This is a genomic window from Flavobacterium ginsenosidimutans (assembly GCF_037478105.1).
Taxonomy (GTDB): domain Bacteria; phylum Bacteroidota; class Bacteroidia; order Flavobacteriales; family Flavobacteriaceae; genus Flavobacterium; species Flavobacterium ginsenosidimutans.
On record NZ_CP147988.1, the window covers coordinates 5,404,241 to 5,426,301 of the forward strand.

A 22,061-nucleotide genomic window follows, 5' to 3' on the forward strand; every position below is an offset into this window, starting at 1 on the left:
AATATGATATATAATTGATAAAATAATATTAATTACACTATAATCATCCGTTTATCTTTGAAAAAATTAATTATCATTTCTTTAAAAAGAAGATTAATAATAAACATTAATCATTTTTAATTAAAGATCTTTTTATAGTTTTAATAATTTTAACAAGAATATCATAAGGATTTTTCGGACTGATAGTAATCTTATTTTTAAAACTGTAAACCATTGTTTATTGTGCTTTTAGCTAAACAACAAACTAATAATTTCTCAATGAAAAAACATTTTTTAACGCTTTTGACCGCAACTATAATAAGCAGTTCTTGTATATCTCAAAAAAGTGCAAGTAATACTAATTTGTCACTTTCAGATAAAAAAGCAACAACAGAAACAAAATCTTTATATAAAGAACTTAATATTTTAACTCAAAAAGGATTTTTATTCGGGCATCAGGATGATTTGGCTTACGGCGTAAAATGGAAATATGAAGATGGCCGAAGTGATGTAAAAGATGTTGCTGGAGATTATCCTGCCGTTTATGGATGGGATATTGCTGGTTTAGAAAATGACAGTCCAAATAATATTGACGGCGTTCCTTTTGCCAAAATGAAACAATATATTATTGATGCAGATGCAAGAGGCGGAATTTCAACTATCAGCTGGCACTTTGATAATCCTGCAACTGGAAAAAATGCTTGGGATAATACCAAAAATTCTTTAAAAACGATTTTGCCTGGAGCAGAAAATCATAAAAAATTCACTTCTTGGTTAGATAAAGCAGCTGCTTTCTTTTTGTCTTTAAAGGATAAAAACGGCAATAATATTCCAATTCTTTTTAGACCATTTCATGAGCTTACAGGCGGATGGTTCTGGTGGGGAAAAGGAAACTGTACTCCAGAGGAATTTAAAACAGCTTGGAAATTCACTTTTGATTACCTTCAGAAAAAAGGTGTTCACAACTTAATTTATGTTTACAATACAGGTGGTTTTGGCAGTGAAGCTGATTTTTTAGCCAACTATCCAGGTGACGATTACGCTGATATTTTAAGTTTTGACAGTTACCAAAATAGTAATGATCCGGATGGTCAAAAATTTATTAGCGAAGTCCAAAATCAATTTAAAATATTAAATGAAATCAGTCTAAAAAAACATAAATTGATGGCTTTGGCAGAAGCTGGTTATGAAGCAGTTCCAGACTCAAAATGGTGGACAGGAACTTTATTAAAAGCAATTGGAGATTACAAAATTTCTTATGTGCTTTTATGGAGAAATCACGGCTGGCAAGAAAAAGAACAAAAAATGCATTACTATGCTCCATTTTCAGGTCAGGTAAGCGAAAAAGATTTTATCGATTTTTACAATCTTGACCAAACAATCTTTGAGAAAGACATTCAGAAAAAATTAAAATAATTGCCCCAAATAAATTACAACCTTAAAAAATAACCAATGCACGACAAAATTAGTTTAAAAGAAAAAATCGGTTACGGACTTGGAGACGCTGCTTCATCTATGTTTTGGAAAATTTTCAGCATGTATCTGCTATTTTTCTACACCGACGTTTTCGGATTGGCGCCTGCTGTAGTTGGAACCATGTTTTTAATTACTAGAATCTGGGATTCTTGCTTCGACCCGATCGTTGGAATTCTAGCTGATAGAACAAAAAGCAAATGGGGGAAATTTAGACCCTATTTACTTTGGGTAGCGATACCTTTTGCCGTGATTGGAGTTTTAACTTTTTACACTCCAGATTTTGACGAAAAAGGAAAAATCATCTATGCTTATGTTACATATTCACTGATGATGATGATTTATTCTTTAATCAACGTTCCTTACGCATCGCTTTTGGGAGTTATGTCTTCTGATCGAAAAGAAAGAAATACACTTTCTTCTTACCGTATGGTTTTTGCTTTTGGAGGAAGTCTTTTAGCGCTTTGGTTAATTGAGCCTTTGGTAAATTATTTCGGTGGAAATTTAAATTCAAAAACAGGTTGGCTTGCCACAATTGCCGTTTTCGGATTAATTACAACCATCTTTTTCTGGGCTTGTTTTTTATTCACAAAAGAAAGAATCAAACCAATTGCAGACGAACAAAATAATCTAAAAGAAGATTTAAAAGATCTTCTAAAAAATAAGCCTTGGTGGATTTTACTTGGAGCAGGAATTGGAGCATTAGTTTTTAATTCTATTCGTGACGGTGCAGCAGTTTACTATTTCAAATATTATGTAAGCAGTACTATAAACTTCGATTTTTCGCTTTTCGGAACCGATTTCCACATGACACCAACTTCAATTTATTTGGTTTTGGGACAAGCAGCAAACATCATTGGAGTTATTGCCGCAACACCAATTGCGAATAAAATTGGTAAAAAGAAAACTTTCTTCGGAGCAATGGCATTAGCTGCAATTTTAAGTCTGGTTTTCTATTTATTCGGAAAAGAAGATATTTTCTTAATCCTGAGTTTCCAAGTTTTAATCAGTATTTGCGCAGGGTGCATTTTCCCATTAATCTGGTCAATGTACGCAGATAGCGCAGATTATTCAGAATGGAAACAAGGGCGAAGAGCAACAGGATTAGTTTTCTCTGCTTCTTCGATGTCACAAAAATTCGGATGGACAATTGGTGGTGCTGGAGCTGGATGGCTTTTAGGATATTACGGTTTTCAAGCCAACGTTGAACAGACTGCAACAGCTCAAAACGGAATTCAATTAATGCTGAGTATTCTTCCGGCAATTGCCGCGGCAATATCAGTAGCTTTTATAGCATTTTACCCATTATCAGAAGATAAATTACAAATTATAGAACAGGATTTAAACGAAAAGAGAGACCAAAATCATTAAAAAAACAGATACAGAAATCAATTGATATGACAACGATAACATCTTCAGCCACTTTTCTAGAAAGAAAATCGGCATTAGAAAAACAACATAAAACACTGCTTGAGCAAAAAAACACGCCTCAGGAAATTATTGGAAACGGAATTTATGACCGTTACAAAAATCCTGTTGTAACTGCAGCGCACATTCCGTTAAACTGGCGTTTTGATTTTAACGAAAAAGCAAATCCATTTTTACAAGAAAGAATTGGCGTGAATGCAGCTTTCAACGCTGGAGCAATGAAATGGAATGGAAAATATTTATTGGCTGTTCGTGTGGAAGGAATCGACAGAAAATCTTTTTTTGCTATCGCCGAAAGTCCAAACGGAATTGATAACTTCAAATTTTGGGATAAACCTTGCGTGATTCCACAAACTGAAGAACCAGATACCAACGTGTACGATATGCGTTTAATTCATCACGAAGACGGTTATGTTTATGGAATATTCTGTACCGAAAGAAAAGATCCAAAAGCTCCAAAAGGTGATACAAGTTCGGCTGTAGCCAATGCTGGAATCGTTCGTTCTAAAGATTTAGTAAACTGGGAAAGACTTCCTGATTTAATTTCGAATACAGGACAACAGCGAAATGTAGTTTTACACCCAGAATTTGTAAACGGAAAATACGCATTATACACACGTCCGCAAGATGGTTTCATTGATGTTGGATCAGGTGGCGGAATTGGTTTAGGTTATGTTGACGACATGACAAATCCAGTTGTAAAAGACGAAAAAATCATTTTTGGGAAACAATATCATACCATTTATGAATTGAAAAATGGCTTGGGTCCTGCTCCAATTAAAACTTCAAAAGGCTGGTTACATTTGGCACACGGAGTTCGTAATACTGCTGCGGGATTACGCTATACTTTGTACATGTTTATGACCGATTTACATGATATTGCAAAAGTAACACACGTTCCGGCAGGACATTTTATGGGACCTGAAGGAATTGAAAGAGTTGGAGACGTTTCGAATGTTTTATTTTCTAACGGATGGATCCAAGACGAAGACGGAACGGTTTACGTATATTACGCTTCTTCAGATACTAGAATGCACGTGGCGGTTTCATCTGTAGATAAACTTGTCGATTATGTAATAAATACTCCAGCAGATACTTTTATTTCGGCAGGTTCAGTGCAAACAATCATTAATCAAATCGAAAAAAATAACGCAATTTAAAATATCGTGTCATTACAAAGAAAGCTTTTAAAATCGGAATTAACCGCAGAACTTGATTCTATTCTAAACTATTGGTCGGAGCGTACTATTGACGATCAAAATGGTGGTTTTGTTGGTCAAATCGATTTTAACGATCATCTGATTGCCAATGCAGAAAAAGGTTCGGTTCTTAATGCCCGAATTCTTTGGACGTTCTCTGCCAGTTATCAAACCACTAAAAACGAAAACCACAAAAAACTGGCAAAAAGAGCATTCGAATTTCTTGCCGCTTATTTTTATGACACACAGTTTGGAGGTCTTTTTTGGAGTATAAATGAGGATAAAACTCCAAAAGACACCAAAAACCAGATTTACGCTTTAGCTTTTGCGATTTATGGATTGTCTGAATATTATGCAATTTCAAAAGAAGAAAGAGCTTTAGAAATTGCTAAAAACTTATATGCAAAAATCCAAGAACATAGCTATGACAAGCTAAATAAAGGTTATTTTGAAGCTTTTACCAGAGATTGGCAACCAATTGAAGATTTGCGTTTAAGCGCAAAAGATGCCAACGAAAAGAAAACAATGAATACGCATCTTCATATTATCGAAGGTTATGTAAATTTATATAAAGTCTGGAAAGACGAAAAGCTGCATCAAGATATTGTTGAATTATTAGAAACGATCGAAAAATATTTCATCAATACGGAAACGGGACATTTGCGCTTGTTTTTTGATGAAAACTGGAAAGAAAAACCAGATGTGATCTCGTACGGACATGATATCGAAGCAGCTTGGCTTTTGCAGCAATGCGCCGAAATTTCAGGAAACGAAACTTTGATTGCCAATTATAAAAAACACGCTGTACAGATTGCAGAAGTAACAATTGAGGGTCTTGATTCTGATGGAGGATTATGGTATGAATATGATCCCAAGAAAAAAGAATTAATTCCCGAAAAACACTGGTGGCCACAGGCAGAAGCTTTAATTGGTTTTTACAATGCTTATCAATTAACTGGAAAAGACGAATATCTGGACGTTGTTTACAAAATCTGGAAATTCACAAAAAAACACATGATTGATCATCAAAACGGAGAATGGTTTTGGGGCGTTTACGATGATTATTCTATAATGAAAAAAGACAAAGCCGGATTCTGGAAATGCCCTTATCATAACGGCCGAGCCTGTCTAGAACTTATTGCCCGAATTCAAGATTAATATTTAATGTTTTAAATTCTAATTATCATGAAACAGCTTTTCCTTTTTAGTCTTTTATTGCTTTCTGCGATAACAAATGCACAAATGAATCTTGTAAAAAATGGTGCTTTTGAGAGAGATATGGTTAATTGGAGAGGCGAAGAAATTGCTGCGCTTTCACCTTATGAAAAAAAATCTGGAAAGAACAGCGTCATGATCAATCAGTTTACGGGAGCAGAATGGCGAGCACTAGATCAAATTGTTTTAATTCCGAAATTGACTTATGCAGTTGAATGCAGCGTTTGGATCAAAACAGATCAAGTAGAAAGCCAAAAAGAAGAATACAAAGCTGCTGCCGTTATTTTAGAATTTACAAATGATAATGAAAAACAAATTAGTACAGAAACCATTGCGCAAGTAAAAGGAACAACTAGTTGGACTAATTATAAAAAAGCGGTTAAAATTCCTTCTGATGCAAAAAAAATAAGAATCATGCTGGCTTTGGCACAAACAAACGGAACCGTGTTTTTTGACGATGTAAATCTAAAAGCGCTTGGAGAAGAAGAATATGCAAAAGTAGATTCTCAAAACAAATAATCTAAAATGAAAAAATATCTTTCTAAAATAATCTATCTGAGTTTGACTGTTTTTCTTTTGGCAGGCTGTTCTTCAGATCAAGATTCTACAGACGAAGTTATTGTAGATCCTCCAACACAAGACGATCCTTTAACGACTTCAAACGCTGCTTCTTACATGGTTGATGCCAGTGCGACAAAAGAAACTGTTGCTTTGTTTTATAATTTAAAAAGATTGTCTCAGACAAAAACCGCAATTGGTCAGCAAGATGCTTTTAATAGTTTTTATCAGGATGCTGGCGGAGATTCTGACATCAAGAAAAATACAGGTTTTGATCCAGCAGTTTTAGGTTCAGACTTCATGTTTATTACCGATAAAAGCAACAACGAACAATCAGATAACTGGTTTTATCAGCAAGAACAAAAAATTATTGCCGATACTAAAGCCGCTTACGCGAAAGGAATAATCAACACTTTCAGTTGGCATTTGAGAGAACCTTATAATGAAGATTCTTTCTACACGGCCGATATGACTTCCGAACAGAAATCTACTGCTTTTAAAAGTATTCTTCCAGGCGGAGCAAACAACGAATGGTACAAGAAAAAATTAGATAAAGTTGCCAGTGTAGTTTCTAATTTAAAAGGTTCAAACGGCGAATTGATTCCGATAATTTTCAGACCTTTTCATGAATTTGATGGAAGCTGGTTTTGGTGGGGAGCCGATTTCTGTACTGCTGATGAATATAAAAAAGCGTATCAATTTACGGTTGATTATTTAAAAAACACAAAAGGTGTTCACAACATTTTATATTCCTTTTCTCCTGATAATTCTTATACAACTGAAACCAGTTATTTAAACCGTTATCCAGGTGATAAATACGTCGATATTATTGGAATGGATAATTATGGAGATTTTAGCAATCAAGGCCAAACGGGATCTGATCGAGCAAATTCCAAGCTAAAAATTCTTTCTGATTATGCTAAAGCGAAAGTGAAAATCGCAGCTTTAACCGAAACAGGTTATCGCGTTACAAGCACAACTCCCGCCATTACAGATTGGTTTTCGACTTTATTGTATAGCGCTTTGACCAAAAATGATATTCAGATAAGTTATGTCATGTTTTGGAATAATAATACTGATGGATATTATGTTCCAAATAGTTCTGTATCAAATGCAAATGATTTTAAAACTTATAGTTTGAAAACGAAATCAGCTTTAGTGAATTCGTTGCCGAAAATGTATGAAATGCCAAAATAAAACAGCTCAAACCCCGACAGGTTTTAAAAACCTGTCGGGTTTAGCTTAAAATATAAATTATGAAAAACAGATTTTTAAAAACACTTTCTTTAGCCTTATTTCTTTCAGCAATTGCTTGTCAGGCGCAGGAAAGAATTACCGTAAAAGGTAACCAATTTTATAAAGGCGACAAACCTTATTCTTATATCGGAACCAATTACTGGTATGGAAGTATGCTGGCTTCTAAAAAAATAGGCGATCGTAAAAGACTTTTGCGTGAATTAGATGTAATGAAAAAAAACGGAATCGATAATTTACGTGTTTTGGTTGGTGCCGATGGTGGAAAATACGATTTTACGGTTCGTCCTGCATTACAATATGAACAAGGAAAATACGATGAAGATTTATTAGACGGTCTGGATTTCTTAATTAACGAAATGAGCAAACGCAATATGTATGCGGTTTTATATCTGACTAATAACTGGGAATGGTCTGGTGGAATGTCTCAATATTTAGAATGGAATGGCAAAGGTCCAGTTCCAGTTCCTGCTATTCCGCCAAATACTTGGCCACAATTTATGTCTTATACAGAACAGTTTCACAGTTGCGAACCTTGTATGGAAGCCTTAAATAATCATGTGAAGTTTATTATTGGCAGAACAAACGCTTATTCTAAAAAGAAATACAACGAAGACAACACGATTATGGCGTGGCAAGTTGGAAATGAACCTAGACTTTTTACGGTAGAAAACGAAGCCAAATTCACAAAATGGCTAAATAATATTGTCGATTTAATTGATAGTTTAGACAAAAACCATTTGGTTTCTACAGGCTCTGAAGGAAAAAATAGTTCTAACGACAGCATGGAAATTTTCGAAAGAACACATCAAAACCCGAATATTGATTATTTGACGATGCATATCTGGCCAAAAAACTGGAATTGGTTCAAGGCCGATAATGCCGAAGCAACAATGCCAAAAACAATCGAAAACGCCGGAAAATATATTGACGATCACATTAAGGTTGCTAATAATTTAAATAGACCAATTATCATTGAAGAATTCGGACTTCCTAGAGAAAATGAAAATTTAAATACTGGGGCATCTTCTATTCATCGTGATCAATTTTACAATTATATTTTTGGAAGAGTTGTCGAAAGCCATAAAAATGGCGGTCCGCTTCAGGCTGCAAATTTCTGGGGTTATGGCGGCGAAGGGAAAGCAATTCACACTGATGGAAAATGGAATCCTGGCGAACCTTTTACTACTGATCCTCCGCAAGAACCGCAAGGTTTGAATTCTGTTTTTAATGGAGACAAATCGACATTAGAAATTGTAAAAAAATACAATTTAGAATTGAAGAAATAAAAAAATCATTCATCCCTGTTTTCTATAGAGACGCACTGCAGTGCGTCTTATTCGCAACGAATATAACAGTCGTAAACTGGGCGTAGACGCACTGCGGTGCATCTCTACAGAATAACAAAATCGAAATTTGATAAAAAAGCACAGCATGAAAAATACATTTATTCTTTTTTGTTTTTTATTTCTGAACATCTCTTTTTCACAAAAGAAACAAGACTTTATTCTGAAATCTCCCGACGGAAAAATTGAAGTTAAAATTTCTGTGAATGATAAAATTTCATGGTCAATTTCACATGAAAAAGATTTGATTTTAGCACCTTCAGAAATGTCTTTGAGTTTAGATGAAAATCAAATTTTAGGAAAAAATCCTGTTGTTTTAAATTCAAAAAAAGAAACTGTAAATAATTCGTTTGAAACACCGCTTTACAAAAAGAAATCGGTTCAAAATCATTACAATCAGCTGACATTAAACTTCAAAAATGATTTTAGTATTGAATATCGCGTTTTTGACGACGGCGCTGCATATCGATTCGTCACAAAAAAGAAAAAAGATATTACTGTAAAATCAGAAGAAGTCGTTTTAAATTTTGACAAAGATTACAACACTTTAATGCCGTATGTAAGAGATTTAAGAAATCCGAAAGATCCCTACATTTCTTCGTTTGAAGCGCATTATGAAAACAAAAAAATCAGCGAATTTGCAAAAGATACTTTAGCTTTTTTACCGTTTTTGATTGATTATAAAAATCATAAAAAAGCTGTTTTTCTAGAAGCCAATCTAGAGGATTATCCAGGATTATTTTTAACAAATAACAAAGACAAATCAGGTTTTGAATCTCGTTTTTCAAAATATCCATTAAAGGAAACCAATGGCGGATTCAACAATATCAACCGATTAATTACAGAAAGAGCTGATTATTTGATTAAAACCAAAGGAACTAGAACTTTTCCTTGGAGAGCAATTGTCATTTCTGAAAACGATGCAGCTTTAGCAAATAATGATATGGTTCAAAAATTATCTGAAGCTTCAAAAATAAAAGATATTTCGTGGATAAAACCTGGAAAAGTAGCTTGGGATTGGTGGAACGATTGGAATATTTACAATATCGATTTTAAAGCTGGAATCAACACACAGACTTATAAATATTACATTGATTTTGCTTCTAAAAACAAAGTCGAATATGTGGTTTTGGACGAAGGCTGGAGTTTAGAAGAAGACATTATGAAACACAATCCAAATGTCGATTTAGAAGCTTTAATCGCTTACGGAAAAGAACGAAATGTTGGGATTATTTTATGGAGTTCGTGGATGGCTTTGACTAAAAACACAGACGGAATTTTAAAGAATTATGCCAATTTAGGAATCAAAGGTTTTAAAGTCGATTTCTTAGATCGTGACGATGCTAAAATGGTAAATTCGGTTTATGATATTGCCCAAAAAGCGGCGAATTACAAATTAGTTTTGGATTTCCACGGCATGTACAAACCAACTGGAATTCAGAGAACTTATCCAAATATCTTGAATTTTGAAGGTGTAAAAGGTTTAGAAAATAATAAATGGACACCAAATGATGATGTACCATTATATGATACTACAATTCCGTTTATAAGAATGATGGCTGGCCCAATGGACTACACGCCAGGCGCAATGCGAAATGCTACAAAAAGCGAATTCAAACCAAGTCATTCAACACCGATGAGCCAAGGAACGAGATGCCATCAATTAGCACTTTACACGATTTTTGAAGCGCCTTTACAAATGATGGCCGACAGTCCAACAGCTTTTATGAAAGAACAAGAAAGCACTGATTTTATAGCTAAAGTTCCAACAGTTTTTGATGAAACTGTCGCTCTTGATGGTGAAGTTGGAAAATACGTTTCAATCGCCAGAAGAAAAGGAAATACTTGGTATTTAGGTGCAATAACAAACTGGGATTCCAGAGATATTACAATTGATTTTTCTTTCCTTGAAAAAGGCAAAAAATTCCAAGCAGAAGTTTTCTCAGATGGTTTAAATGCAGATAAAGCAGCAACCGATTATAAAAAAGAGATTATTACTGTTGATTCGACAACCAAGTTAAAATATCGTTTGGCTAGCGGAGGCGGATTGGCGATGATTATAAAATAATTAAGAAAGATAGTAGAAACCTAACAGGTTTTAAAAACCTGTTAGGTTTGATATTATGATAAAATACTCTCAATCGCATTTAATTCATCATGAGAAAACTCTGTATTCTGCAAACAATCAATATTATTACACAATTGTTTTACAGAACTTGCTCCAATTAAAACAGACGTAATTCGTTTGTCTTTTTGCAGCCAAGCCAAAGCCATTTGAGCTAAAGATTGATTTCTATTTTGAGCAATTTCATTCAGCTGAATTAATTTCTGAATTCTTTCCTCCGTCACCTCATCTTCTTTCAAATGTCCGTTTGGATTATGTGCTCTTGAGTTTTCTGGAATTCCGTTTAAATATTTATCTGTTAAAAGTCCTTGTGCCAAAGGTGAAAATGCAATACAACCTACTCCTTTTTCTTCTAAAACATCTAATAAACCATTTTCTACCCAGCGTTCCAACATTGAGTATTTCGCTTGATGAATCAAACAAGGTGTTCCCAATTGTTTTAAAACATCAACCGCAACTCGGGTCTGTTCAGCAGAATAATTACTGATTCCAACATACAAAGCTTTTCCGCTTCTTACGGCGTGATCTAAAGCCATCATGGTTTCTTCGATTGGAGTTTCTGGATCTGGACGGTGTGAATAAAAAATATCTACATAATCGACATTCATTCGTTTCAAACTCTGATCTAAACTCGAAAGCAGATATTTTCTAGAACCCCAATCTCCATAAGGACCTTTCCACATGGTATAACCAGCTTTTGTAGAAATTACGATTTCATCACGCAGATTTCCTTGAAAATTATGCCATAATATTTTTCCGAAATTTTCTTCAGCAGAACCTGGAACAGGCCCATAATTATTCGCTAAATCAAAATGAGTAATTCCTTTATCAAAAGCTTCAATAGCGATACTTTCGGCATTTTCAAAATTATCTACTGAACCGAAATTATGCCATAATCCTAAAGAAATCTCAGGCAGTAATAATCCGCTTCTGCCGCATCTGTTATATTTCATGTTTATAATTTAAAAGTTGGAGTTTTTAATAGATTTTAAAGGTAGAAAAAAATACTAAGTTTTGCCACAAAGACTCTAAGACACAAAGATTTTTATCCAAAAATGAAATCGCCACGAATTCACGAATTTATTGTTTAAAAATTCGTGAATTCGTGGCGAAAAAAACTTAGCGTCTTAGTGCCTTCGTGGCAAATCACTTTTACTCTTTAATTTCGAAACCACTTTGCAAACCTTTATCAGAGCTTCCTCCAACCATAATTTTAAAAGTTCCAGGTTCTACTAAATAAGTTCCTTCATTATTATAAAAACCAAGTTCTTTATCCGTTAAAGTAAAGTTTACCGTTTTCGTTTCTCCTTTTTTAAGATTAACCAATTCAAATCCTTTCAATTCTTTTATTGGGCGAATAATACTTGCAAATTCATCATGAATGTATAACTGAACTACTTCTTTTCCATCATAATTTCCTGAATTCGTAACCTCAACGCTTACCTCAACTTTTTCTCCTTTTGCAAAAGACGTTTTATTCAATTTCAAATTTTTATAATCGAAAGTTGTATAGCTTAATCCAAAACCAAACGGAAATTGAGGCGTTTTCTCCACATCCATATAATGCGACCAAAAAACATTTTTATCACTGTCAGTAGGTCTTCCTGTACTGTATTTGTTATAATAAATCGGAACTTGCCCAACATTTCTTGGAAACGACATTGGTAATTTTCCACTCGGATTATAATCTCCGTATAAAACCTGAGCAACTGCATTTCCAGTCTGAGTTCCCAAATGCCAAGCTTCCACAATTGCAGGAACATTCTCTGCTGCCCACGGAATACTCAACGGACGTCCGTTATTTAAAACTAAAACTACATTCGGATTCACGTTATAAATTTCCTCTAATAATTCTTGCTGTAATCCTGGCAAGTTCAAATCAGTTCTACTTCTTCCCTCACCGCTTTGGAAACCATATTCACCTAACACCATTACGACAACATCGGCATTTTTTGCTGCTTTTTTTGCTGCTTCAAATCCGCTTTTGTCAGTTGTGTTGAAAACAGTTTCGGTTAAGAAAGTTGCTTTTTGTTTTAATAAATCTGCTCCTTTTTCAAAAGTTAGCTGATTGTCTTTGTATTGCTGCATTCCTTCTAAAACAGAAACTGCAGTATCATCAGAAGCCGCAATTCTCCAGCTTCCTAACGGACTGTTTTTATCATTTGCTAAAGCGCCAATCAAAGCAATTTTCTGTCCAGATTTCTTTAGCGGAAGCAAATTCTTTTCATTCTTCAATAAAACGATAGATTTTTTTGCCATATCCAAAACACCTTCGTTATTAGCTTTACTTCCAACAACTTCCTTTTCGCGTTTTTCATCACAATATCTGTACGGATCATCAAATAATCCTAATTCAAATTTCACACGAAGAATTCTGCGAACAGCATCATCAACCAAAGATTCTTTTACTTTTCCAGATTTTACCAAATCAACCAATTTTGCCACATATAAATACGATTCCATATCCATATCAGAACCTGCAATTACCGCTTTTGCTGTTGCATCTGCTTCATCTTTTGCATAACCGTGCGCAATCATTTCGCGAATCGAAGCATAATCAGAAATTACAAATCCGTCAAACTTCCATTTTCCTTTTAATATATCTCTTTGCAAAAAGGCATTTCCAGTTGCAGGAACACCATTCAACGTATTAAATGAATTCATAAACGTACGAACTCCTGCTTCAACCGTAGCTTCAAAAGGCGGTAAAACCGAATTGTACAATTTCGAATTACTGATATCCACAATATTATATTCCAATCCTGCTTCAACATAACCATACGCAGCAAAATGTTTCGCACAAGCTGCAATCGTATTTACTTTGGCCAAATCTGCAATGGTTTCTCCTTGAAAACCTTTCACACGTGCATAAGCGATTTTACTTCCTAGATACGGATCTTCTCCCGCACCTTCCATCACACGTCCCCAACGCGCATCATTTGCCACATCGACATTTGGTCCAAAAGTCCAATTAATCCCTGATGCCGAAGCTTCATCAGCGGCAATCGCAGCCGATTTTTTAATCGCTTCTAAATCCCAACTCGCTGCTTCTGCTAACGGAATCGGGCTTAACGTTTTATAACCATGTATTACGTCAAAACCAATAATTAACGGAATTCCTAATCTCGTTTCTTCAACCGCAATTTTCTGCACAGCACGAACTTCTTTTACACCGCGAACCGTAAGCATCGAACCAACTAATCCTTTTCTTAAATGTTCGTATTTTAATTCGGCAGTTCCGCCTTTTGGCGCAGGTCCCGTAACATCCCAAAAACCATTATATTGGTTCATCTGTCCCACTTTTTCTTCCAACGTCATCAATGGCAAAAGCAAATCAATGCGTTGCTCAACAGTTTTATTTTTATCCAGATACGGCTTTTTTTGTGCACTCATATTTCCAACAGTAAACAGGGAAAATACCCCAATAAATATTATTTTTTTATTTTTCATAGTGTGGTTTAGTTAGTTTTTCTTTAAGATTCTAAGGTTCTGAGACACTAAGATTCTAAGTTTTTTTGGCGTGTCCCTTCGGGTCGGGCTATCCGTTTCAAGTCCTCGCACTTCCTTCGTCAGGCTGTGGGCTTTCCACTTCTATCCCTCACGCAAATCGTTTTCAAAAGAGCGTTTTCGGTTATCTTGTCATCCTGAGGAACGAAGGATCACACTAGAAACTCCACACAAAACTTCGCCAATCTTTGTCGAATCCCGAGTGTGATCCTTCGTTCCTCAGGATGACAAACTTTGTGTTTCACTTTGCTTGGCTTCGACTTCGCTCAGTCTGACAAAAAATCTAAAATCTACATTCTAAAATCTAAAATCTAAAATCCTTCAGTCGTAAAACAAGAAGCCGGCAAATTCGCTTTATTAAACAAATCCGACTGCGTTGTATTTCCCCATGCAAACCTCACTTTTGCTGGATTTACAACTTTTTTACTTGTCAAAATCACTTCGTTATTTTTAATTGAAGCTTCGGCTGGATAGAAAATGCCATCGGAACCAGCAACTTCAAATTGATTCGATTTTTTGTCTTTAAAATAAAGTCCATCAGCATAATCGAAAGAAACAATTACCTTGTTTTTTTCAATCTTAATATCTTTAAACAATGGACCATTTACCAAATTAGAATTGGTTTTATAAGTTTCAGCCAAAGCTAAATTCGCCAAACGAATTCCAACCGATTTTTTATTCTTTGGATGAATATCAATTGTATCCGAAATATCGCTAATCACAACCATTCCCGTTTTTGAAACTTCTTTCAATAATTTTCTCTGCGAATTTCTAACCGTTACATTTGAGAAATTATTTGAACCCGTTTTAAACGGCGCAATCTGAACATAATAAAACGGAAAATTATCATTCCATTCTTTTCTCCAAGAAGTAATTAACGCTCCCAGAGTTTTATCATAAACCAAAGAACCCACATTTGATTCTCCCTGATACCAAAGCGTTCCTGCAATTTTAAATCCTACAATCGGGTAAATCATGGCATTGTAAGCACGTCCTGGCTGTCTTGGTCCATATTCTTGTTCGTTTAGTTTTTTGGCATTTTCTAACAAAAGCGGATCGTTATTTACCACATCTTCTGGCATCCAGATTTCTGCAGGAGTTCCTCCCCAATTTGAAGAGATCAATCCGATTGGGACATTTTTCAAATCTTCGCGAAGGCGTTTGGCAAAAAAGTAACCAATGGCGCTAAAATATTTCATGGTTTCTGGAGTCGATTCGGTCCAATTTCCAAGTAAATTATTCTGCGGACTTGTAGCGGTTAATTTCGGAACCGTAAAAAAACGAATGTTTGGATTCGTTGCATTTTTCATTTCTTCTTCTCCGTCATCAATTCCCCAGCTTACCGACATTTCCATATTCGATTGTCCAGAGCAAAGCCAGACTTCGCCAATCAAAATATTTTTTAAAATGACTTCATTGTAGCCCTTTATCGAAATAGTAAAAGGTCCACCAGCTTCTGAAGTTTTAATCGTCAGTTCCCATTTCGCCTGATTAGTGGCAACGGTTTTATATTCCTGATTGTTCCAACTAGAAACCAGTTTTATTTCTTCTTTTGGATTTGCCCAACCCCAAATTTTCACTTCAGAGTTGCGCTGTAAAACCATATTATCACTAAAAATATTCGGAAGCGAAACGTTTGCCATCATAGTACTGGAAATCAATAAAAAGAAAACAAACTTATAGATATTATTTTTCATTTAGTAACTTCTTTAAAAATGGAGCATATTCGTCTGCCAAAACCTTATGTTCAGCCACATCTGGATGTCCTGAACATCCGCTTGGAGTCATTGGTTTGAATTTGAAAATCTGAATTGGTTTGTGCGTTTTATCATTTGCGAAAGCATTTTTAACTTTATTTAGGCAATCTTCAAAAACAACTCCTCTTTCTCCTCCAACCATTGGACTATTGGTAATTACAATCTGCACTTTCGGATTATGTTCGTACAACATTTTTATAAAATTGATGTAATTCGAAATATATTTTTCAGGATTAAAAGGCAAACGTTCTTTTTTACCATCTCCGCCAGAAAAATCATTTGTTCCTAAAGCAATGCTGATAATATCCGGCTGAAAAGCGAAATCATATTTAGGTTTTGAAGTATCTTTCGTTAAATACAAATTCGGATAAACATCTGGCATGATCGCTTCGTCCTTATGTTCGTCGTTCCAGTTTCTGTACATTCCAATTCCAGAAACGCAACTCATTAAATAATCAACACCAATCTCTCTTGAGAGTGTTGGACCGTAAGCATAATAACTATTGTGATGATCGTAATATTCCCCTTTATCGCAAGGAATGTCAGAACCGTCGCTTGCTGCACCGCAAGTAATCGAATCTCCGATAAACTCGATTTTCTTTTTCTTTTTAAACAAAATTGAAGTCAGCTTTGCCGTTGTTCCAGCGAACAAAACTCCGCCCGTATGCGCTTCTGTATTTTTATAAATTTCTAAACGATGTTCTTTTTGGTTTGAAGTAACCTTTACAGGAAAAGATTGAACCGCACCTTTTTCAATTCTAATTTTTCCAATATATTTTCCATCCAAAACCAAAGAAACATAATTATGATGTTCGTAAGCATCCACACTTTGAAGTGAAATCGAACATTCATTTCCAGTAAAATTGAAAGAAACGGAAGAAGCCGTTGCAATCAAAATGACATTATCATTCTGCAATTTTTCTATGCGACCTTGATATAGGAAAGTTTTATTTGAATTTAGCGTTTGCGAGTTCGAAATAATCGAAATCAGCAAAAACGAAATTAAAAGTGCTATTTTTTTGGGAAACATAATTTATTTGTTAAAATATAAATACGATTCACAAATATATTGGAAAGAGAATATCTAAAAAGATACTAAAATGTCAAAAAGTAATAAAAAAACACCACACAAAGACATCAGTTTTGGGTTTATTTGCGTTAATTCTTACAAGTGAAGCAAATGGTATTCTTTTAAAATGCCTAATTTGCAGCTTTCTTTATTAATTCAATACTTTTTATAAACAAAATGCGATTACGTTTTTTTATTTTTCTATCAGCCGTTATTTTATTTTCATCTTTTAATTTAAAAAAGAATGAAAGACAAACTCCTATTCAAAATCCTAAAAATCAAACTGAGATCAATCGTGATTCTTTAATTGTTTTTGCTAAAAAACATTTAGGAGTTCCTTATGTATATGCCAGCAGTAATCCGCAAAAAGGCTTTGACTGTTCAGGTTTTGTGAGTTATGTTTTCAACAATTTTGGAAAAACATTGCCACGAAGTTCAAGCGGATATAAAAACATCGGTAAAACTTTAAAACCAGAAGAATTTAAAGTTGGAGATATTTTAGTTTTTTACGGATATAAAAACAGGAATGTTGTGGGTCACGTGGGTATTATTTGTGAAGCCAACGGAATGCAGTCGAAGTTTATTCACGCTTCGTCAGGAAAAGCGCAACAAGTAACTATAACGGCGCTTGATACAGAACACTATACCAAACGCTTTTATAAATGTGTTGATGTTTTATCGGAATAGTTTTTTTAGCCACTAATTACACAAATTTTCACGAATTTATCTTTTTGCCACAGATTAAAAAGATTAACACAGATTTTTTATAATCCTTTTAATCCTTTAATCTGTGGCTTTTATTTTTTACACCAATTGTTGAATAGATTCAGTTTTTAGAATTTGGAATTTAAAAAATTGGAATTTAAACTTTTATTCTTCTGTCAATAATTTAATCAAACTTTCATCTCTTCCATAAATATCTTTATAGAAGTTTAGATTTCCTTCGCGGTCTACCCAAGCAGTAAAATAACCGATGTAAACTGGAACTTTTTTCTTTAAAGTGTACCAGCTTTCTTTTCCGGCGTGCATTGCTTTATCAATTCTGGCAGGATTCCATTGCGGATCAACTTTTAGTAATTCAATCGCTAATTCACGAGGTTTTGCTACACGTACACAACCATGACTAAAAGCTCGGCTATCTCTTTCGAACAAACTTTTTGAAGGCGTATCGTGCAAGTAAATATTACTTGAATTAGGAAATAAAAACTTCACCAAACCTAAAGAATTGTTTTTCCCTGGAAGCTGACGAACTGCGCCGTTATTCCATTCTAGATTTTTCTTCTGCAAATAGTTTTTATCTTTTGCCATTCCAGGTTTAATCTCCGATTTGATAATACTTGGCGGCACATTCCAATACGGACTAAAAACAATATTACTCATCATTCCGCTGAAAATTACTGTTTTTGTCATCGCTTTCCCTACAACAACCGCCGATGTAAAAGCGATTTTTCCATCTTCAATTATGTACAGTCTAAATTCAGGAATATTTACTTCAATATATTTTTGACCTTTCTCCAATTCGGGATCAATCCAACGGCAACGTTCCATATTCGCAATAATCGTTTTGATACGCTCCGAAACTGGAATATTCAAATCATTAATATGTTCTAATAAAATTGTATTTTTTGGAGTGTAGCCGTGACGAACTTCGTAGTTTTTAATAGCTTTCATTAAAGTTGTATCGCAAACAGCACTTTTACTATCTTCCTTAAGATCCTTAGTTACAAAAAGCCTTTCTCTAATCTGAGCAACAACATTTGATGAATCGCCAACTTTTAGAGCTTTATAATCTTCATCCGTTTCTATAGTTTTCCATCCTCCATTTTTCTCAATTTCTCTATATTCTTTTAGAGCGTCACGAAGTTTGTAATATTGGCTGAACATCTTTTTTTTCTTATCATCAAGAATAGTTGTTTTCTTAAAAATAGAATCAGAAAGCACTTGGTAATTGAACTTTTTGCGAGGTAAAAGCCATTCTAAAGAAATACTAGTTTTCTCATCAAAACCGGCATATACTTTTTCTGCATAGTAGTAATACAAATTTGACAGCAGTAAATCGGTATCTTCTTTAGATATTTTTTTGGTTGGATTATTTTCGAAAACCGAATTTAATTCTTCTTTATAAGGATAATTAGCTTTTAATCCTTCCTGACCTAAATTTTTGTATTGATTGAATAATGTATTTCCAAATTCAACAACTCCTTTATTATCTTGCCACAATTGGGTTGATTTATTTTTTAGATATAAAGAAGTTACATCATTTTTAAATTTATCCAGTTTCGGATAACTTTCATAAAATTTCGCAATACGCGTGCTGTCAATTGTAAGTTTTAATTCTGGAATTTTTTCGACTTTCTTTATCGAATTTTCCTCCTTTTTATCTCCTTTCGAATTACACGAAAAAACAAGCAAAAAAACAACTGCAACTATAGGCGAATACCAAATTTTCATATGTAGAATTTTTCATTAAAAGTAGAAAAAATTCTATTAAAACAAAGGACTCGGCAATAAATCTTAATCCTTATTTTTTTGAAGTCTAAATGTTTAATAAAAAATAAAAGCTCCAAACAATTTATATGTCTGGAGCTTTCGCCATATAACCAACCTATTAAAATTTCTTAAATAACAGTACCTTTTAAAGTAAGTACTTTTGGTGTTGTTTCTGCACTAGTTGTTACAGTAACCGTTTTTGTAAAAGCACCTTTGTTTGCAGCGTTGTAAGTTGCAGTAACTTTTGCAGATTTACCTGGCTGAACTGGTTCTTTTGTGTAATCTGTAGCTGTACATCCGCAAGATCCTTGAACGTTTGTAATAACTACAGCTGTTTTTCCTGTATTTTTAAATTCGTAAACAATTGCTTTTGGAGTTCCTTGCGGGATTTGTCCCACATCAATTGTTTCTGCTTTCCAAACAATTGTAGAAGCCGAAGGCTCTGAAATTGAAGTTTCTGAAACTAAAGATTGCACAGGTGCGATTGCCGAAAAAGACATTAGGCCTAAAGCCAAAGCTAACATCGAAATTTTGATCATTTTCATAACTGATATATTTAAAATGGTTTGTAGTTCATTTTGATATTACAAAGGTAATTCAGACAAATTCATGTTGCTGTTAACTGGTTTCAAACGTTTGTTAATGACTTGTTAACCGCCTGTTTTTAGGCCAAAATTGATTAATATTACACTCTCAAAATTCTTTATTCTTGAAAATTAATAAACTCAACAGCATCATTCTCTTAGGATTGGTAGCCATCATTAGTATTTTGGTGGCACAATTGTTATGGACAAAAGAGGCTTTTACGATTGAACAAAAAAAGCTTAGCCAGAAAGCTCATATTGCTTTATTGGAAGTGGCTAAAAAATTATACGAAGGAACTAATCATGAACTTCCAGTTCAAAATCCCGTTCAGAAAATTGCAAACGACTACTATATTGTAAATGTCGATAACGAATTTGAACCTGATATTTTAGAATTTTATCTGAAAACGGAATTCAAAAAAATGAACATCACAACCGATTTCGAATACGCGATGTACAATTGTCAAAGCGACGAAATGATTTATGGTGATTATATTTCACTTTATAAGAAAAAAGCAGAATGCAAAAAAACCGTTTATTTTCCTAAACATAAAAATCTAGTTTATTATTTCGCGGTTCGTTTTCCAAATGAAACTACTTATTTGTTTAGTTCAATGCGATTTTGGTTTATTCTTTCAACCGCATTGATTCTGATTTTATTGATTTACGTTTATTCTATTTTTACACTTTTACAGCATAAAAAATATTCAGAACTACAGCGTGATTTCATTAATAATATGACACACGAATTTAAAACGCCACTGGCTTCAATTCTTATCGCTTCGAAATATTTGATTGAACAAAAACCAATTAAAGAAGACAAAAAACTTTATACTTACACTGATATTATTATCAATCAAGGAAATAAATTAAACGGCCACATCGAGAAGATTTTAAACATTGCAAAAGCCGATTATGCTCCTTTAGAACTTAAAAAAGAAAGTATTTTAATTGTGCCCATAATTGAAGAAGCAATTGAAAACATCAAATTAAAATATCCCGAAGCTTCGATTAAAATTGAAACTTCTTCAAAAGAATATTTGCTGGAAACCGATATTTTTCACTTTGGTAATTTAGTTTATAATTTACTGGATAATGCCGTGAAATATTGTAATGAAAAACCAGAAATAACTATTAAATTCACAGAAGAAAACAATTGTTTAAAACTAGAATTTATTGATAACGGAATTGGGATTACTCCTAAAAAAATATCTTTTATCTTTGATAAGTTTTATAGAGTTCAAAATGAAAAGAGCAATGAAGTTAACGGATTTGGACTTGGCTTGTATTATGTAAAAGAAATCTGCAGTTTGCAAAACTGGAAAATAAAAGCCGAAAACAATAAAGAAAAAGGTGTTACTATAACTTTATCAATTCCTAATAAAAAATGAAAAACTTCAAAATACTATATGCCGAAGACGACGAAACCCTTGCGTTTTTAACCAAAGATAATTTGGAGCAAAATAATTATGAAGTTATTCATTGTTCTGACGGAAAATCGGCGCTTAATTTTTTTGAAGAAGAAGAATTTGATATTTGCATTTTTGATATTATGATGCCAAAAATGGATGGTTTTCAGTTGGCAGAAGCCGTTCGAAAAATAGATGTTGAAGTTCCGATTATTTTTCTTTCAGCTAAAACATTGAAAGAAGATAGAATTAAAGGCCTGCGTCTGGGCGCTGATGATTATTTGGTAAAACCTTTCAGCATTGAAGAATTATTATTGAAAGTGGAGATTTTCTTAAAGCGTTCGCAAAAAAACATTCCAGTTGCAAAAACGATTTATGAAGTTGGCAAATATCAATTTGATACCAAAAATTTCATTCTTTTTAATAATGATGAAAAAGTCGGATTGACACAGCGCGAAGCCGAATTATTGAAACTTTTTCTAGATCATAAAAATTCTGTTTTGAAAAGAGAACAAATCTTAACTTCTTTATGGGGAACTGACGACTACTTTATGGGAAGAAGTTTGGATGTTTTCATTTCTCGTCTTCGTAAAATCCTTGCCAATGAAGAAGGAATTTCAATTGAAAACCTGCATGGAATTGGTTTTAGGTTTTCTATTGGGTAAATC

General features: G+C 33.9%; 17 protein-coding genes. 11 read left to right on the forward strand and 6 right to left on the reverse strand.

Annotation, left to right across the window (positions count from 1 at the left end):
- Window positions 1-258 precede the first annotated feature (258 nt).
- The 8 genes from V6624_RS23125 to V6624_RS23160 all read left to right on the forward strand — a co-directional run bounded on the left by V6624_RS23125 (window position 259) and on the right by V6624_RS23160 (window position 10,520).
- A complete protein-coding gene (locus tag V6624_RS23125; protein ID WP_111289030.1) occupies window positions 259-1,395 on the forward strand; it encodes a glycoside hydrolase family 26 protein in 1,137 nt (378 codons plus the stop codon).
- A 36-nt stretch (window positions 1,396-1,431) separates the two neighbouring features.
- Window positions 1,432-2,823, forward strand: a complete 1,392-nt coding sequence (locus tag V6624_RS23130; RefSeq protein ID WP_111289032.1) for an MFS transporter — start codon at window positions 1,432-1,434, stop codon at window positions 2,821-2,823.
- A 26-nt stretch (window positions 2,824-2,849) separates the two neighbouring features.
- A complete protein-coding gene (locus tag V6624_RS23135) occupies window positions 2,850-4,040 on the forward strand; it encodes a glycosidase (RefSeq protein WP_111289034.1) in 1,191 nt (396 codons plus the stop codon).
- A 6-nt stretch (window positions 4,041-4,046) separates the two neighbouring features.
- Window positions 4,047-5,237, forward strand: coding sequence for an AGE family epimerase/isomerase (locus V6624_RS23140; protein WP_111289036.1), 1,191 nt, complete (start codon window positions 4,047-4,049; stop codon window positions 5,235-5,237).
- Window positions 5,238-5,264: 27 nt separating this feature from the next.
- Entirely contained in the window at window positions 5,265-5,813 is a 549-nt protein-coding gene (locus V6624_RS23145) for a carbohydrate binding domain-containing protein (protein WP_338840381.1), read from the forward strand.
- Window positions 5,814-5,819: 6 nt separating this feature from the next.
- Window positions 5,820-7,049 (forward strand): glycosyl hydrolase, encoded by a 1,230-nt coding sequence (locus V6624_RS23150; protein WP_338840382.1) that lies wholly within the window; start codon window positions 5,820-5,822, stop codon window positions 7,047-7,049.
- 59 nt (window positions 7,050-7,108) lie between these two features.
- The gene (locus V6624_RS23155) at window positions 7,109-8,395 is read left to right on the forward strand and encodes a glycoside hydrolase 5 family protein (protein WP_338840383.1); all 1,287 of its coding nucleotides are present in this window, start codon (window positions 7,109-7,111) and stop codon (window positions 8,393-8,395) included.
- A 145-nt stretch (window positions 8,396-8,540) separates the two neighbouring features.
- Window positions 8,541-10,520 (forward strand): glycoside hydrolase family 97 protein, encoded by a 1,980-nt coding sequence (locus V6624_RS23160; protein WP_338840385.1) that lies wholly within the window; start codon window positions 8,541-8,543, stop codon window positions 10,518-10,520.
- A 53-nt stretch (window positions 10,521-10,573) separates the two neighbouring features.
- On the opposite strand, the gene mgrA is transcribed toward V6624_RS23160, so the two are convergent.
- From mgrA to V6624_RS23180, 4 genes are all read right to left on the reverse strand, one after another.
- Window positions 10,574-11,530: an L-glyceraldehyde 3-phosphate reductase gene (gene mgrA / locus V6624_RS23165; protein WP_111289046.1), complete on the reverse strand. Its 957-nt coding sequence runs from the start codon at window positions 11,528-11,530 to the stop codon at window positions 10,574-10,576.
- 199 nt (window positions 11,531-11,729) lie between these two features.
- Window positions 11,730-14,027, reverse strand: coding sequence for a beta-glucosidase BglX (bglX, locus tag V6624_RS23170; protein WP_338840388.1), 2,298 nt, complete (start codon window positions 14,025-14,027; stop codon window positions 11,730-11,732).
- A gap of 368 nt (window positions 14,028-14,395) precedes the next feature.
- Complete coding sequence (locus V6624_RS23175) at window positions 14,396-15,781, reverse strand: sialate O-acetylesterase (protein WP_111289050.1); 1,386 nt, start codon at window positions 15,779-15,781, stop codon at window positions 14,396-14,398.
- The gene (locus tag V6624_RS23180) at window positions 15,771-16,871 is read right to left on the reverse strand and encodes an SGNH/GDSL hydrolase family protein (RefSeq protein WP_111289052.1); all 1,101 of its coding nucleotides are present in this window, start codon (window positions 16,869-16,871) and stop codon (window positions 15,771-15,773) included. Before V6624_RS23180 ends, V6624_RS23175 begins: the two co-directional genes overlap by 11 nt.
- 216 nt (window positions 16,872-17,087) lie before the next feature.
- Here V6624_RS23180 and V6624_RS23185 point away from each other — a divergent pair, with 216 nt between their 5' ends.
- The gene (locus V6624_RS23185) at window positions 17,088-17,597 is read left to right on the forward strand and encodes a C40 family peptidase (protein ID WP_111289054.1); all 510 of its coding nucleotides are present in this window, start codon (window positions 17,088-17,090) and stop codon (window positions 17,595-17,597) included.
- Between the two features lie 183 nt (window positions 17,598-17,780).
- Here V6624_RS23185 and V6624_RS23190 read toward each other — a convergent pair whose 3' ends face one another.
- Complete coding sequence (locus V6624_RS23190) at window positions 17,781-19,361, reverse strand: L,D-transpeptidase family protein (RefSeq protein WP_111289056.1); 1,581 nt, start codon at window positions 19,359-19,361, stop codon at window positions 17,781-17,783.
- A gap of 167 nt (window positions 19,362-19,528) precedes the next feature.
- Window positions 19,529-19,945 (reverse strand): DUF1573 domain-containing protein, encoded by a 417-nt coding sequence (locus tag V6624_RS23195; RefSeq protein ID WP_111289058.1) that lies wholly within the window; start codon window positions 19,943-19,945, stop codon window positions 19,529-19,531.
- Between the two features lie 164 nt (window positions 19,946-20,109).
- Here V6624_RS23195 and V6624_RS23200 point away from each other — a divergent pair, with 164 nt between their 5' ends.
- Both V6624_RS23200 and V6624_RS23205 read left to right on the forward strand, forming a co-directional pair.
- Window positions 20,110-21,375, forward strand: coding sequence for a sensor histidine kinase (locus V6624_RS23200; RefSeq protein WP_111289060.1), 1,266 nt, complete (start codon window positions 20,110-20,112; stop codon window positions 21,373-21,375).
- The gene (locus V6624_RS23205) at window positions 21,372-22,058 is read left to right on the forward strand and encodes a response regulator transcription factor (protein ID WP_111289062.1); all 687 of its coding nucleotides are present in this window, start codon (window positions 21,372-21,374) and stop codon (window positions 22,056-22,058) included. Before V6624_RS23200 ends, V6624_RS23205 begins: the two co-directional genes overlap by 4 nt.
- The last annotated feature ends 3 nt before the right edge of the window (window positions 22,059-22,061 follow it).

What these genes read in the sequence shown, in the direction of transcription:
- V6624_RS23125 (WP_111289030.1), top strand. Translation starts at nt 259, where the DNA reads ATGAAAAAACATTTTTTAACGCTTTTGACCGCAACTATAATAAGCAGT.
- V6624_RS23130 (WP_111289032.1), top strand. Translation starts at nt 1,432, where the DNA reads ATGCACGACAAAATTAGTTTAAAAGAAAAAATCGGTTACGGACTTGGA.
- V6624_RS23135 (WP_111289034.1), top strand. Translation starts at nt 2,850, where the DNA reads ATGACAACGATAACATCTTCAGCCACTTTTCTAGAAAGAAAATCGGCA.
- V6624_RS23145 (WP_338840381.1), top strand. Translation starts at nt 5,265, where the DNA reads ATGAAACAGCTTTTCCTTTTTAGTCTTTTATTGCTTTCTGCGATAACA.
- V6624_RS23150 (WP_338840382.1), top strand. Translation starts at nt 5,820, where the DNA reads ATGAAAAAATATCTTTCTAAAATAATCTATCTGAGTTTGACTGTTTTT.
- V6624_RS23155 (WP_338840383.1), top strand. Translation starts at nt 7,109, where the DNA reads ATGAAAAACAGATTTTTAAAAACACTTTCTTTAGCCTTATTTCTTTCA.
- V6624_RS23160 (WP_338840385.1), top strand. Translation starts at nt 8,541, where the DNA reads ATGAAAAATACATTTATTCTTTTTTGTTTTTTATTTCTGAACATCTCT.
- mgrA (WP_111289046.1), bottom strand. Translation starts at nt 11,530, where the DNA reads ATGAAATATAACAGATGCGGCAGAAGCGGATTATTACTGCCTGAGATT.
- bglX (WP_338840388.1), bottom strand. Translation starts at nt 14,027, where the DNA reads ATGAAAAATAAAAAAATAATATTTATTGGGGTATTTTCCCTGTTTACT.
- V6624_RS23175 (WP_111289050.1), bottom strand. Translation starts at nt 15,781, where the DNA reads ATGAAAAATAATATCTATAAGTTTGTTTTCTTTTTATTGATTTCCAGT.
- V6624_RS23180 (WP_111289052.1), bottom strand. Translation starts at nt 16,871, where the DNA reads ATGTTTCCCAAAAAAATAGCACTTTTAATTTCGTTTTTGCTGATTTCG.
- V6624_RS23185 (WP_111289054.1), top strand. Translation starts at nt 17,088, where the DNA reads ATGCGATTACGTTTTTTTATTTTTCTATCAGCCGTTATTTTATTTTCA.
- V6624_RS23190 (WP_111289056.1), bottom strand. Translation starts at nt 19,361, where the DNA reads ATGAAAATTTGGTATTCGCCTATAGTTGCAGTTGTTTTTTTGCTTGTT.
- V6624_RS23195 (WP_111289058.1), bottom strand. Translation starts at nt 19,945, where the DNA reads ATGAAAATGATCAAAATTTCGATGTTAGCTTTGGCTTTAGGCCTAATG.
- V6624_RS23205 (WP_111289062.1), top strand. Translation starts at nt 21,372, where the DNA reads ATGAAAAACTTCAAAATACTATATGCCGAAGACGACGAAACCCTTGCG.